The 13,452-nt window shown below is 61.6% G+C and carries 13 protein-coding genes; 6 read left to right on the top strand and 7 right to left on the bottom strand.

The genetic code is table 11. The annotated features are described in order from the left end of the window. The first annotated feature begins 49 nt into the window (after positions 1 to 49). Positions 50 to 826 carry an N-acetylmuramoyl-L-alanine amidase gene (locus LQ249_RS01405; RefSeq protein WP_057004947.1) on the top strand — a complete coding sequence of 259 codons (777 nt, stop codon included), beginning with the start codon at positions 50 to 52 and terminating at the stop codon, positions 824 to 826. 3 nt (positions 827 to 829) lie between these two features. On the opposite strand, the gene LQ249_RS01410 is transcribed toward LQ249_RS01405, so the two are convergent. Both LQ249_RS01410 and algB read right to left on the bottom strand, forming a co-directional pair. Continuing rightward, positions 830 to 2,617: a KinB sensor domain-containing domain gene (locus LQ249_RS01410; RefSeq protein ID WP_126589234.1), complete on the bottom strand. Its 1,788-nt coding sequence runs from the start codon at positions 2,615 to 2,617 to the stop codon at positions 830 to 832. 10 nt (positions 2,618 to 2,627) lie between these two features. Further along, positions 2,628 to 3,974 (bottom strand): sigma-54-dependent response regulator transcription factor AlgB, encoded by a 1,347-nt coding sequence (gene algB, locus LQ249_RS01415; protein WP_017849035.1) that lies wholly within the window; start codon positions 3,972 to 3,974, stop codon positions 2,628 to 2,630. Between the two features lie 376 nt (positions 3,975 to 4,350). On the opposite strand from algB, the gene LQ249_RS01420 reads away from it, so the two are divergent. From LQ249_RS01420 to LQ249_RS01440, 5 genes are all read left to right on the top strand, one after another. After that, positions 4,351 to 4,650 carry a hypothetical protein gene (locus LQ249_RS01420; RefSeq protein WP_017849036.1) on the top strand — a complete coding sequence of 100 codons (300 nt, stop codon included), beginning with the start codon at positions 4,351 to 4,353 and terminating at the stop codon, positions 4,648 to 4,650. 79 nt (positions 4,651 to 4,729) lie between these two features. Continuing rightward, a complete protein-coding gene (locus LQ249_RS01425; RefSeq protein ID WP_003170804.1) occupies positions 4,730 to 4,894 on the top strand; it encodes a DUF1328 domain-containing protein in 165 nt (54 codons plus the stop codon). A gap of 2 nt (positions 4,895 to 4,896) precedes the next feature. Next, positions 4,897 to 5,364, top strand: coding sequence for an inhibitor of vertebrate lysozyme family protein (locus tag LQ249_RS01430; RefSeq protein ID WP_046381532.1), 468 nt, complete (start codon positions 4,897 to 4,899; stop codon positions 5,362 to 5,364). Positions 5,365 to 6,092: 728 nt separating this feature from the next. Further along, on the top strand, positions 6,093 to 7,424 hold the full coding sequence (gene gltP / locus LQ249_RS01435; protein WP_232566130.1) for a glutamate/aspartate:proton symporter GltP: 1,332 nt from the start codon (positions 6,093 to 6,095) through the stop codon (positions 7,422 to 7,424). Positions 7,425 to 7,519: 95 nt separating this feature from the next. Next, positions 7,520 to 8,749 carry a nucleoside recognition domain-containing protein gene (locus LQ249_RS01440; RefSeq protein ID WP_017849039.1) on the top strand — a complete coding sequence of 410 codons (1,230 nt, stop codon included), beginning with the start codon at positions 7,520 to 7,522 and terminating at the stop codon, positions 8,747 to 8,749. 103 nt (positions 8,750 to 8,852) lie between these two features. Here the strand turns inward: LQ249_RS01440 and LQ249_RS01445 are convergent, their stop codons facing one another. Genes LQ249_RS01445 through LQ249_RS01465 form a run of 5 tightly spaced genes read right to left on the bottom strand, consistent with a single transcriptional unit; the run spans position 8,853 to position 13,435 of the window. Then, positions 8,853 to 9,464: an ABC-type transport auxiliary lipoprotein family protein gene (locus LQ249_RS01445; RefSeq protein ID WP_177033575.1), complete on the bottom strand. Its 612-nt coding sequence runs from the start codon at positions 9,462 to 9,464 to the stop codon at positions 8,853 to 8,855. Further along, positions 9,461 to 10,399, bottom strand: coding sequence for an MlaD family protein (locus tag LQ249_RS01450; protein WP_046381529.1), 939 nt, complete (start codon positions 10,397 to 10,399; stop codon positions 9,461 to 9,463). Before LQ249_RS01450 ends, LQ249_RS01445 begins: the two co-directional genes overlap by 4 nt. Position 10,400: 1 nt before the next feature. After that, entirely contained in the window at positions 10,401 to 11,204 is an 804-nt protein-coding gene (locus LQ249_RS01455) for an ABC transporter ATP-binding protein (protein ID WP_046381528.1), read from the bottom strand. Beyond that, positions 11,201 to 12,349: an ABC transporter permease gene (locus LQ249_RS01460; protein WP_046381527.1), complete on the bottom strand. Its 1,149-nt coding sequence runs from the start codon at positions 12,347 to 12,349 to the stop codon at positions 11,201 to 11,203. The genes LQ249_RS01455 and LQ249_RS01460 overlap by 4 nt, the downstream gene beginning before the upstream one ends. A gap of 54 nt (positions 12,350 to 12,403) precedes the next feature. Continuing rightward, positions 12,404 to 13,435 carry a DUF5924 family protein gene (locus LQ249_RS01465; protein ID WP_046381526.1) on the bottom strand — a complete coding sequence of 344 codons (1,032 nt, stop codon included), beginning with the start codon at positions 13,433 to 13,435 and terminating at the stop codon, positions 12,404 to 12,406. Positions 13,436 to 13,452: the final 17 nt, after the last annotated feature.

Below are 13,452 nucleotides of genomic sequence, written 5' to 3' on the forward strand. Positions count from 1 at the left end.
CGGTACGTTACACTGTTGCATTATCGTCTTCAGCGTAACGTTATCCGCCATGAAATCCGTGTACTTCGCCTTTGTGTTCCTCCTGCTCAGCGGCTGCGCCAGCGGCCCGCGCCTGGATACCAGCCACCCTTCGGTCAACCATGACAACCGCGTGCAGTTCGTGGTCGTCCATTACACCTCGACCAACCTCGAACGCTCCCTGGCGCTGCTGACCCATGGTCAGGTCAGCAGCCATTACCTGATCGGCGACGACGCTTCGGGCACCATCTACAAGCTGGTGGATGAAAGCCAGCGCGCCTGGCATGCCGGGGAAAGCGAGTGGATGGGCCGCACCTGGCTGAACTCCAGCTCCATCGGGATCGAGATCGTCAACCCAGGGTTCCGCGACACGCCGACGGGCCGCGTGTGGTACCCGTATTCCGAAGCGCAGGTGAAATCCCTGGAGGTGTTGCTCAAGGACATCAGCACGCGCAACGGCATCGACCCCAGAAACATCATCGGTCACAGCGACATCGCGCCGCTGCGCAAGCTGGACCCGGGGCCGTTGTTCCCATGGAAGCGCCTGGCCGAGAAAGGCCTGGGCGTCTGGCCCGACGCGCAGGCGGTGGCACGCTTCCAGGCGCAGTACGCCACGGAACTGCCGAGCATCACCTGGTTCCAGGAAGCGTTGGCGCACCTGGGCTACCAGACGCCGCAGACCGGTGAGCTGGACGTCGCCACGCGCCATGTGCTCGCCGCGTTCCAGATGCACTTTCGCCCTGCGCTGTTCGATGGCACGCCGGATGCCGAGAGTGCCGCGATCCTGCGTGCCCTCGACCGGCGTTAATCGCTACAGCGGCAACGCCATGTAGAACTGCGTGCCCTGCCCCGGCCGCGAATACACGCCCATGCGGCCACCGTGCAGTTGCACGATCTCCTTGCACAGCGCCAGCCCCAGGCCGGCGCCGCCTTTCTTGCGACCCACCTGCACGAAGGGTTCGAAGATGCGCCCTTGTTGGCCATAGGCGATACCTTCGCCGTTGTCCTCGACGCTGATGATCACCCGCTCGCCATGGCGCCGTGCCTGCAGACGGATCTGCCCGCCCTCGGCGGTATGGCGCAGGGCGTTGCCCAACAGGTTGTCGAGCACGCGTTCCAGTTGCGCCTGGTCGGCATACAGCCGAGGCAGGTCGGGCTGGGCTTCTACCAGCAGTTCGATGTGTTGTGCATTCGCCGGCTCGGCAAAGCGCGCCCGTGCGTGCTCCAGCAGGTCGGTGACATCGCACGCGGCCAGGGTGAGTTTCTGCAGGCCGTTCTGGTAGCGCGAAAAGTTGAGCAAGTCGTTGATCAGTTGCATCAGGCGCTGCATTTCTTCATTGACCGTATCCAGCAGGTCCGCTTCACGGGACTCCGCAGGAAACTTCGCGCGTTCGCGGAACAAACCGAAGGCCATGTGCATACCGGTCACCGGCGTGCGCAGTTCGTGGGAGGCGCGCAACACGAACTCGCTGCGTACCCGTTCAAAGGCGCGCTGTTCGGTGACGTCATGCAGCACCATCACGGCACCGAGGATATGCCCCTGGGTGTGGCTCACCGGCGTCAGGCTGTAGGTCAGCAGGCGCAGTTCGCCCTCGACTTCCACTTCCAAGTCGTCCGGCGCGCGCTCCAGGCTGCCGCCGCGCAGCACCAGTTGCAGCTGATCGTCCATTTCCGGGCGACCCAGCGCCTCGCCCAGGCCCTGGCCGAGACGTTCCTCGTCCCAGCCCAACTGGCGCTGTGCCACTGGGTTGAGGTGCTCCAGGCGGCCTTGCCGGTCAATCATCAACAGGCCGTCGTCGATACTGTCGAGTACCGCCTGCAGGCGCTGCTGGCCGGCGAGCAACTCGTCGATATTGGTTGCCTGATGCTGGCGCAAGGCTTCGGCCATGATGCCGAAGCGCCGGGTCAGTTGGTTCATTTCCGCTGCCGAAGAAATGGGCAGGGTCACTTCGAAATCGCCTTGCCCAATCTTGTCGGCGGCCTTGGCCAGTGCTTCGATCGGCGCGCCAAACCGTCGGGCGATGCCATGGGCGGTAACAAAACCGATGATCAACACCGCGAGGCCAACCAACCCCAGCAGCCCGGCGATCAACAAGGCGCGCTCGCGGGATTTATGTTCGCTGGCGCTGATGTTTTCCAAGGCCTGCTTGTGCTCGGCGATCAGGCCGTTGCGCAGGACATTGAAGGTTTCGGTGATTTTCTCTTTGCTGCCGGGCGGTGGGGACGCTTGTTGAGACTCGTCAAAAGCCGCCAGGAAGCGCTGATAGTCGGCCCGGGCCCGGCTGAAACCGCCGCTGTTCCCGTCGCGCTGTTCATGCGCAATGCCTTGGTCGAGCAGCTCGAAGTAACGCTGTTCGGACGCTTGCAGCGCCTCGGGATTGGGGCGCTGTTCGAGCATCATCATCAACTGATCGCCCAGGCTCTGGCGCAGTTTGAGTCCCAGGTCGAGGGTGATGAAGTTGCTGCGGATCGACGACTCCTGGGTCTTGGCCATCTGCATCACGCTGACCAGGCCCAGGATCAACCCCAGCAGGGCGACGGTGATCAGCGCTGAGATACTCAGGAATAACCGAGTGCGCAATGTCATCGCTAACTTCATAGGGTGCCGCTCACAGGTTGTACTGTTTGCGTTTGCGGTACAGCGTCGACGCGTCGATGCCCAGGGTGCGGGCCGCCTGATCCAGGGTGTCGCTGGTGGCAAGTACCGCGCCGATATGCGCTTTTTCCAGCTCGTCCAGGCTCAACGCTGCACCGATACGGGGGGCATTGTTGGTCGGCTGTTCGGCCATCCCGAGGTGGCTGATTTCGACTTTTTCCTGCGGGCAGATAATGCTCGCGCGCTCCACCACGTTGCGCAGCTCGCGGATATTGCCCGGCCAGCGGTAGTTGAGCAGCGCTTCGCGTGCCTCATCGCTGAAGCCCCGCGCCGGGCGGGCGTATTCCTTGACGAAGCGGGCGAGGAAGCGGTCGGCCAAGGCCAGGATGTCTTCGCTGCGTTCGCGCAACGGCGGCAGGTGCAAGGTGATGACGTTGAGGCGGTACAGCAAGTCTTCGCGGAAGCGGCCGTCGCGCACCATGTCTTCGAGATTCAGGTTGGTGGCCGCGAGGATGCGTACATCGGCGCGCCGGGTGACCGGGTCGCCCACGCGCTCGTATTCCTTATCCTGGATAAAACGCAGCAACTTTGGTTGCAAAGTGAGGGGAAAATCGCCGATCTCGTCGAGAAACAGCGTGCCGCCATCCGCCTGGTTGACCCGGCCCAAGGTGCTTTCGCTGGCGCCGGTAAAGGCTCCGCGGCTATGGCCGAACAGTTCGCTTTCCATCAGCTCCGCCGTCAGCGACGGGCAGTTGATGGTGACGCAGGATTTCTTCGAGCGCTTGCTCCAGCCATGAATGGCCCGCGCCAGCTCGCCTTTACCGGTGCCGGACTCGCCGAGGATGAGGATGTTGGCGTCAGTCCCGGCCACTTGGCGCGCAGTTTCCAGCACCGCCATCATCGCCGGGCTGTGGGAGTCGAGACCGTCTTTCGGTTGGCGCACTTCGCCTTCCAGTGCTTCCAGGCGCGCGGAGAGCTGGCGCACTTCCAGCTGTTTGGCGGTGGCCAGGCGCAGTTGGTCGGGGCTGCACGGTTTGACCAGATAATCAGCCGCGCCGGCCTGGATGGCATCCACCGCGGTGTCGACGGCGGAATGCGCGGTCACAATCACCACGCGCATCCACGGCGCCTGGATACGCATCTGCGCCAACACATCCAGGCCGTTGTCCTCGCCCAGGCGCAGGTCGAGGAAGCACAGGTCGAACACCTGGCGTTGCATCAAGGCATCGGCCTGGGCGGCGCTGTTGGCGGTGGCTACGGTGTAGCCCTCATCTTCCAGGCAATAACGGAAGGTACGAAGGATCGCGGATTCGTCGTCCACCAAAAGAATGCGGCCTTGAAGTTCCTTGGCTGATTCCATCTGTCCCGCGCTCCTTAATATGAATGATGGTGTTTAGTCCCGGAATAATCGGGCAAGTTGCATGGTTCATTCTGATCGATAAAACGCAACGTCGTGCAGCTATCTGCCTGCATTCCTACAAAGCCTGCGCCCAATGGCGTTTTCATGCCTTCTTGCCACTTCGGCAACGCGCGATGGGTTTTCTATCCGTCGATCCGACCGCTGGCGATCGTGCATTTCGCACGGCGCCCAGGCGGCCATCGTGCAGGATGCTGGGCTTTGCTCCGGTCGCATATATCTAACTGATTGATTTAGTTGAATATTATTTTGTAAAAAAACTGGCATGCGCTCTGCAATAGCTCTCCTAACGAATAATCAAAATGCGGGAGAAAGCAGCATGACTCGCCCAAGCCTCAGCTCACTGCATGTATCGCCACTGCGCTTGCAACAAGGCCTGTTTGCCAGCCTGGCCTTGATGGTCACGTTGATTGGCGGCCAGCAGCTGCAGCATTGGCAGCAGAGTCAGCAGCAAACCCCGCATTTCGAACGTCCGGCGATGACCCAGACCCACTTTCGTTCCATTGATAGCCGTTCCGTTGGCAGCGTTTCTGCCGATGTAACCGTTCCCCAACTGCGGATGGTTGACCAGGCGTCTGCCCTGAATGAACTGCCATCCCAGGAACGTTGGGTGTTCTAGGCAATAAAAGGTCGCTTGAGTTGAGCGATTGCACGGCAGTACCGCTGTCACCCCCTATAAAAGCGTAAGGAGAATCACCATGTTGAGTTGGGCAATCACATTTCTGATCATCGCCATTGTGGCTGCAGTCCTGGGCTTCGGTGGTATCGCGGGCACCGCCACGGGTATCGCCAAGATCCTGTTTGTGGTCTTCCTGGTGATGTTCATCGCTTCGTTCTTCTTTGGTCGTCGTGGCCGAGGCTGAATATGACCCGTTTGTCCCTCAAAACCATGGCTGCCGTCCTGCTCCTGGGCGGCAGCGGCTTGGCGATGGCCGCTCACGACGGCCAGAGCCGCGCCAACGAATTGCTCGGCGCGGACCCGCAGTACCGTGAAACCTGGCAAAGCGTGGTGAAGAAAGAAGAGCGCCTGCCAGAATGGGTCATGAACCTGTCTGGCGCCGCCGAGCAAATGAATGCCGTCGAAGAAGGTGGCGACAAGTACTTGGTCGGGCCGCTCTGCGAAACCGCAGACACCTGCCGAAACAAGCGCCTGATCGTCGCCTTCAGTTACGACAAGGAAGATGCCTACGCCATGTTGGTGGAAGTCCCGGCCGGCCTGCCGGCGGACAAGTCCCCGACCCGGCACGCCGATTACCGGTTTATCGGTAAGCCGGACGCAGGCATGCAAAAACTGCTGATGGAGCAGCTTAAGAAAGATCCGAATTGGTACTAGGTTCCGTCTGATGCATTTGTCGTCTACGGGACTGGCGTCCATAGAAAGAAGCCTGTGCGCTTCTTTCTGTTTGCATCGCTCGCCAAGGGTGATGCATGACCAGGGGGCCGGGTTGCTCTGATCCTTCGCGATCGGCGCGACCTACGGGGACAGGGAGTGCCTGCGCAAGGGCCGGGTCAGGTGAAAAGCTGCGCCGCAAGTCCACCCGCTTTCGAGCTTGCTGGATTTGCGGCGCGCTTATGACGTTCATCCCCGCTTCTTATGCCGCTCATAGCCGAGAGTCTTCTTTTCGCCCGAGCCCAATCATTACTGGGTATGTCGGGGCGACCATCTATCGAGAAAATTTTGCCTGCGCTATAGGACATTTCAGACAACAGGCCCCTGAATACACAGGCATTTTCGCGAATGCCCTGAGGTCTCCTGAATCTCTGAGCGAGCCTGATTTGACCGGTTCACGGCATATTCACCGGGCAACATGTCGCATTTGAACTGACCGTTCGGACAGTTATTCTTAAAAAAAGCCATGCCGATTCGGCATGGGGTAGGCGTTTACGGCATTAGACGTCGCCCCCTTGCATGGGAATAGTTGCGCCTTTTTTCGCCTGCCAGTAAGCCATTTCGGCCATGCGGCGATGACTTTCTACGGAGGCAGATGCACACACTTTTTCGCTTCCGAGCGTTGCAGCTGGCGCATTTGCCTTAAGTTCACTTGAAGTAAGGGTAATGACATGAAGAAGGCAAAGCTAAGCCTCGCCTGGCAGATCCTCATCGGTTTGGTGCTGGGTATCGCAATCGGTGCCGTGCTCAACCATTTCAGTGCTGAAAAGGCCTGGTGGATCAGCAATGTGCTGCAGCCAGCGGGCGATATCTTTATCCGCCTGATCAAGATGATCGTGATCCCGATTGTGATTTCTTCGCTGATCGTCGGCATTGCCGGTGTCGGTGACGCGAAAAAGCTCGGGCGCATCGGTGTCAAAACCATCCTTTACTTCGAAATCGTCACCACCATCGCCATCGTGGTCGGCCTGTTGCTGGCCAACCTGTTCCACCCCGGTACGGGCATCGACATGAGTACCCTGGGTACCGTGGACATCTCCAAGTACCAGGCGACCGCAGCGGAAGTGCAGCATGAGCATGCGTTCGTCCAGACCATCCTCAACCTGATCCCGTCGAACATCTTTGCCGCCGTCGCGCGTGGCGAGATGCTGCCGATCATCTTCTTCTCCGTGCTGTTCGGCCTGGGCCTGTCGAGCCTCAAGCCTGAGCTGCGCGAACCGTTGGTGACGATGTTCCAGGGCGTGTCCGAGAGCATGTTCAAAGTCACCCACATGATCATGAAGTACGCGCCTATCGGTGTGTTCGCGCTGATCGCGGTGACCGTCGCCAGCTTCGGCTTCGCTTCCCTGCTGCCACTGGCCAAGCTGGTGATTCTGGTTTACGTCGCCATCCTGTTCTTCGCCTTTGTGGTCCTGGGCCTGATCGCACGCCTGTTCGGCTTCTCGGTGATCAAGCTGATGCGTATCTTCAAGGATGAGCTGGTGCTGGCCTACTCCACCGCCAGTTCGGAAACCGTGCTGCCGCGTGTGATCGAGAAGATGGAAGCCTACGGCGCGCCGAAGGCGATCTGCAGCTTCGTGGTGCCGACCGGTTATTCGTTCAACCTCGATGGTTCGACCCTGTACCAGAGCATCGCGGCGATCTTTATCGCGCAGCTGTATGGCATTGATTTGTCGGTCGGCCAGCAACTGATGCTGGTGTTGACGCTGATGGTCACCTCCAAGGGCATCGCCGGTGTGCCGGGTGTGTCCTTCGTGGTGTTGCTGGCGACGCTGGGCAGCGTGGGCATTCCGTTGGAAGGCCTGGCGTTCATTGCCGGCGTCGACCGAATCATGGACATGGCGCGTACCGCGCTCAACGTGATCGGCAACGCCCTGGCGGTACTGGTTATCTCCCGTTGGGAAGGCATGTACGACGATGCCAAGGGCGAGCGCTACTGGAACTCCCTGCCGCACTGGCGCACCAAGCAAGTGCTGCCGGTCGGCGAGACCAGCCGCGGCTGAGGCCAGCCTGATGCGAACAAACCCCGGGAAATCCGGGGTTTGTCGTTTCTGCCAGCCCCGCTATCATTCGCCCCATCTTTCGGGGGATTCAACTGATGCTCAATGGCCTGTGGCTTGGCTTCTTTGTCGTGGCAATGGTGTCAGCACTGGCGCAATGGCTGGTGGGCGGTAACGCCGGGATTTTTGCGGCGATGGTGGAAAGCATTTTCGCCATGGCCAAATTGTCGGTGGAGGTCATGGTGTTGCTGTTCGGCACCCTGACGTTATGGCTGGGGTTTTTGCGCATCGCCGAAAAGGCCGGGATCGTCAATTGGTTGGCCAAGGCCCTGGGCCCCCTGTTCCGCCGGCTGATGCCGGAAGTGCCGGCCGGCCACCCGGCCATCGGCCTGATCACCCTCAACTTCGCCGCCAACGGCCTGGGCCTGGACAACGCCGCCACGCCCATCGGCCTGAAAGCCATGAAGGCGTTGCAGGAACTCAACCCGATCCCCAATACCGCGAGTAACGCGCAGATTCTGTTCCTGGTGCTCAACGCGTCCTCGCTGACGCTGTTGCCGGTGACCATCTTCATGTACCGCGCCCAGCAAGGCGCGGCCGACCCGACGCTGGTGTTCCTGCCGATCCTGCTGGCCACCAGCGCGTCGACCCTGACGGGCTTGCTCTCGGTGGCGGTGATGCAGCGCCTGCGGCTGTGGGACCCGGTGGTGCTGGCCTATTTGATCCCGGGCGCACTGCTGCTGGGCGGCTTCATGGCATTGCTGGCAACCTTGTCCGCCACGGCGCTGGCCGGGCTGTCGTCGATCCTCGGCAACCTGACGCTGTTTGGTCTGATCATGCTGTTCCTGCTGGTCGGCGCGTTGCGCAAGGTGAAGGTGTACGAGGCGTTTGTCGAAGGGGCCAAAGAGGGCTTCGACGTCGCCAAGAACCTGCTGCCATACCTGGTGGCGATGCTTTGCGCGGTGGGCGTGTTGCGTGCGTCCGGCGCGCTGGACTTTGGCCTGGAAGGCATTCGTCATGTGGTGGCCTGGACCGGCCTGGACACGCGCTTCGTCGACGCGCTGCCGACCGCGATGGTCAAGCCGTTCTCCGGCAGTGCCGCACGGGCGATGTTGATCGAGACCATGCAGACCCAGGGCGTCGACAGCTTCCCGGCGTTGGTGGCGGCGACGGTTCAGGGCAGTACCGAGACCACCTTCTATGTGTTGGCGGTGTATTTCGGCTCGGTGGGCATCCAGCGGGCAAGGCATGCGGTGGGTTGTGCATTGCTGGCGGAGTTTGCTGGTGTGGTGGCGGCGATTGCGGTGTGCTACTGGTTTTTCGGTTAAGGCTTGGATGGCTATCGGGAGCGAGCTCCCTCCCACACTCAACCGTATTCATCCTGACGAAACGCGGTCAACTGTGGGAGGGAGCTTGCTCCCGATGAGGCCCTCAGCGCTTCGGCGCAGTGTTGCCCTGCGCCACCACCCAATCCACCACCTGCTTGTTCAACTGATCCCCCGCCTGCCCAAACCCGGCCACCACCGCCGGTACTTTGTTGTCGCCGACCGGCTGGCGCACTTCAAACCGGCGGCTGGCAATGATCCGCTGATCACTGCCGCGCACCAGCCGCGCATCCAGGCGGATCACCACCTCCACCGCGTTGCCGCGGTATTCGCTCTGGAACGCCTGCAATTGCCCGCCCAACTCGTAGTCGGCCTGCAGGTTGGTCTCGTCGCTGCTCAGCAGTGTCACCCGGCCATCGCGCTGGAAGCCATCCATGAAGCGGTTACGCAGCAGCACCGGCGCCGGGTCGCTCCAGCGTGAGTTGGCGTAGCTGCTGATCAGATCACCCTGGGGCACCACGGCAATGCGCGAGCTGTCGAGGAACTCGCTGGTCTGCGGCTTGGTCACGCGCAGCGACCAGGCTACCGGCGCCGCTTGGGTGGTCGCCGGGGCCGAGGCCAAGCGATAGACGTCGGACGGGTTGGGGCTGGGCAGGATCGAGCACGCGCTGACCAGCGCCAGGGCCACGGGGGCGATCAGTTGGTAAGCACGCTTCATGGCGTGAACTCCTTGTTCTTGTCGCTGCCCAGCAGGTAACCGCTGGGGTTGGCTTCCAGGCGGCGGGAGATGGCGCGCAGCGAACCGAGGGTTTCGCGCAGTTCGCGCACGGCCGGCGCCAGTTCGTTGAGGCCCTGCATGCCGCTGTTCACCGAGTCCTTGTTATCGGTCAGCAAGGTATTGATGGTCGCGGTGCTTTGCTCAAGGGATTTCATCGCTTGTTCGGCGCTGCCGAAGACCTGCTTGCCTTGATCGTTGAGCAGGCCGTTGGCATTGCGCATCAGCGCAGTGGTCTGCTCCAGGGCGGCACCGGCCTGCTTGCTGACCTGCATCAGTTGCTGCATCACCACCTTGATATCACCGCGCTGTTCGGCAATCGCGCCGGTGGTTTGTTCCAGGTGGTCCAGGGTGTTGCTGATGCGCTCGACATTCTGCGCGGAGAACATTTCGTTGGCGTTGTGCAGCAGCAGGTTGATGCTGGTCATCAGGTCGTTGCTGTTGGTCAGCAACCGCGCGATTGGCGATGGCGAGGCAATGATCTCCGGCAGGTTGCCGTCCTTGCCCTTGAGTTTCGGGCTTTGCGGTGTGCCGCCGCTGAGCTGGATGATCGATGTGCCAGTGATGCCGGTCAGCGCCAGTTTGGCCTGGGTGTCTTCCTTGATCGGCGTCTGCCCGGAGAGGCGGATGCGCGCGAGCACGCGGCGCGGGTCTTTGGGGTCCAGGCGCAGGCTGATGACATCGCCCACCTTGATCCCGCTGTACTGCACCGAGCTGCCCTGGGACAGGCCGCTGACCGCCTCGTTGAAAATCACTTCGTAATCCTGGAACGCGGTGTCGACGCTGGACTTGGCCAGCCACAGGCCGAACAGCATCGCGCCGACCACCACAATCACGCTGAACAGACCGATCATCACATGATGGGCTCGGGTTTCCATGTCATACCTCGTTGAGCGGTTGAGCGGCATCCAATGCCGCGCGGCCCCGGGGGCCGTGGAAATATTCGTGAATCCAGGCGTCGTCGGTTTCCGAGACGACATCGATGGCATCGGCCACCAGCACTTTCTTCTGCGCCAGCACCGCCACGCGGTCGGTGATGGTGTACAGCGTGTCCAGGTCATGGGTGACCAGGAACACACTCAAGCCCAGCGCATCGCGCAGGGTCAGGATCAGTTGGTCGAATTGCGCGGCGCCGATCGGGTCGAGCCCGGCGGTGGGTTCGTCGAGGAACAGGATGTCCGGGTCCAGCGCCAGGGCACGGGCCAGGGCTGCACGCTTGATCATGCCGCCGGACAGCGACGCCGGGTATTTGTCGGCCGCCGACAACGGCAACCCGGCCAGGGCCAGTTTGACCGCAGCCAGGTGCTCGGCGTCGGCGCGGCTCAGGCCGGCGTGTTCGATCAGCGGCAGCGCGACGTTCTCGATCACCGTCAGCGAGGAAAACAGCGCGCCCTTCTGGAACAGTACGCCAAAGCGTCGTTCCACCAGGGAGCGCTCATGCTCCGGCAGGTTCGACAAGTCCTTGCCGAATACCCGTACCTCGCCTGCGCTGGGCCGGCGCAGGCCGACGATGCTGCGCAACAGCACCGACTTGCCGCTGCCGGAACCGCCGACCACGGCGAGGATTTCGCCCTTGTACAGATCCAGGTCGAGGTTTTCATGCACGCTCTGGCTGCCAAAGCGATTGCACAGCCCACGGACTTCGATCACCGCCTCGCTGGGCGCTCGGGGTCGGCGACTCACCAGCTCATCTCCATGAAGAACAGCGCGGCGACTGCATCGAGCACGATCACCACAAAAATCGATTGCACCACGCTGGAGGTGGTATGGGCGCCGACCGACTCGGCGCTGCCGCTGACCTTGAAGCCTTCCAGGCAACCGATGGCGGCGATCAGGAAGGCGAAGAACGGCGCTTTCACCATGCCCACCAGGAAATGCTTCACGCCAATGTCCGACTGCAGCAGCGAGAGGAACATCGCCGGTGAAATATCCAGAGTCAGCGCACACACCACCCCGCCGCCGACAATCCCCGAGAGCATCGCCAGGAACGTCAGCATCGGCAGCGACACCAGCAGTGCCAGTACCCGAGGCAATACCAGCAACTCCATCGGGTCCAGGCCCAGGGTGCGGATTGCGTCGATTTCTTCGTTGGCCTTCATCGAGCCGATCTGTGCGGTAAAGGCACTGGCGGTGCGGCCGGCGATCAGGATCGCGGTGAGCAAGACGCCGAATTCCCGTAGGAAGGAGAACGCCACCAGGTCCACGGTGAAAATTGTCGCGCCAAAGCTCTTGAGTACCGTGGCACCGAGGAATGCCACCACGGCGCCCACCAGAAACGTCAGCAAGGCGACGATGGGCGCGGCGTCGAGGCCGGTCTGTTCGATATGCGCAACCATCGGCGTCACGCGCCAGCGCTTGGGCCGGAAAATGCTGCGGGCGAAGGTTTCCAGGATCAGGCCGATAAAGCCCAGCAGTTGCTTGCTGTCCAGCCACACTGTGTCCACCGCGGCACCGATGCGCGCCAGCAACTGGATGCCGGCGGCTTCTTCCGGCGCTTTTTCCGGTACGCAGAAATCGTTCAGGGAGCGGTAGACGGTCTTGAGCAGCGCGCGGTCGGCGGCGGACAGGCTGCAATCGGTCTGCTCGGCAGATTGCTCGATGCGGTCCGGGCCCAGCAGCTCCACCAGCAGTGAGGCGCCGGCTGTGTCGAGGGCACCGAGGCCATTGAGGTCGATGCGGGCGCCGGCGTCGTATTGGCCGTCGAGTTTGTCCGACAGCTTCTTCAGATTTGTGTAGTGGGCAAGCGTCCAGTCCCCCGTAATCCTGAGTAACGGGGGGGCGGTGGACGTATCGAGGTGGGCTGTGCCGGCCGAGGTACGAGTGGTCATAAGCTCCGAGCTTGTCTGGCTATCCACAATGCCTACGTAATAGCACGATACAGCTTACTTTGGGTTGTCCGTTTGTGCTGTGTCAGTCACTTTGAAGCGCAGCACACCGATCACCTGCCCGTCCTCGGTCAGCACCCGGACTTGCCAGCGCCCCACGGAGTCGGCCGGGAAGTTCTGCTTGTGGGTCCAGGCGCGGTAGCCTTCCTTGCGCCCGCCGTGGATATCCAGGGCGATGCGGTCGACTTCCTGGCCGTTGAATTTCCACACATGGTAGATCCGCTCATCCAGCCCGCGCGGGGCATTGATCGCGGTATAGGCATACAGCCCGCCGCTGCGCAGTTGGTCGGCGCTGACCTCTTTGAGATCGTCGCCGGGTGTGCGGTCTTGCAACTGGGTGCTGATCGCCACTTCGGTCATCCACAAGGTGGCCGGTGGAACCCAACTGCGTAGGAACCATCCGGCACAGCCAATCGCGGCCGTGACCCCGAGCAGCATCGCCCAGCCTTTGACGCTGCGCAGCGGCAGGCTTACGGCCAGGCTCGGGATCGACAGGACCATGGCCACGCCGAGGGCCAGCTTGTAACTCTCGGCGGTGGTCAGGTGCAGGATGATCGGCAGCGCGGTGAGCAGCGCGGCGAACAGGGTCAAGGTGTGCAAGGCGAGGAACAGCGAGCGTTTGGGCGCCAGCCACTTGTAATACAGCGGGTCGGTGATTGACACCAGCGCCGCCGCGCCGAGCAGCCCGGTGAAGATCGATTGGCCGCTGTTCCAGGTGGTGGTGATGAAAAAGAACGGCAGCACGAAAAACAGACTTTCCTGGTGGATCATCTGGGTGGCGTAACGCAGCAGCGGTTCGGGGATTTCGCGCTTGAAGAGTTTGGTGAACAGCTGGGTAAAGCTGTTTTCCAGCATCAGCCACAGCCAGCTCACCAGCATGATCACCGCGATCCAGCTGGCCATGCCCTGCTGGCGGTCCACCAGAATGAAGCTGCTCACCCCCGAGATGAAACCGCCGAGTGCAATCACCCCTGGGTAGCGCTTCATCAGTTCGAGGATGCGCTGGATGTAGTGGTTCAGGTTCGGCATTCGGCGGTCACAGTCTT

It is taken from the genome of Pseudomonas sp. 7-41 (assembly GCF_021233075.1).
Classification (GTDB): Bacteria; Pseudomonadota; Gammaproteobacteria; order Pseudomonadales; family Pseudomonadaceae; genus Aquipseudomonas; species Aquipseudomonas veronii.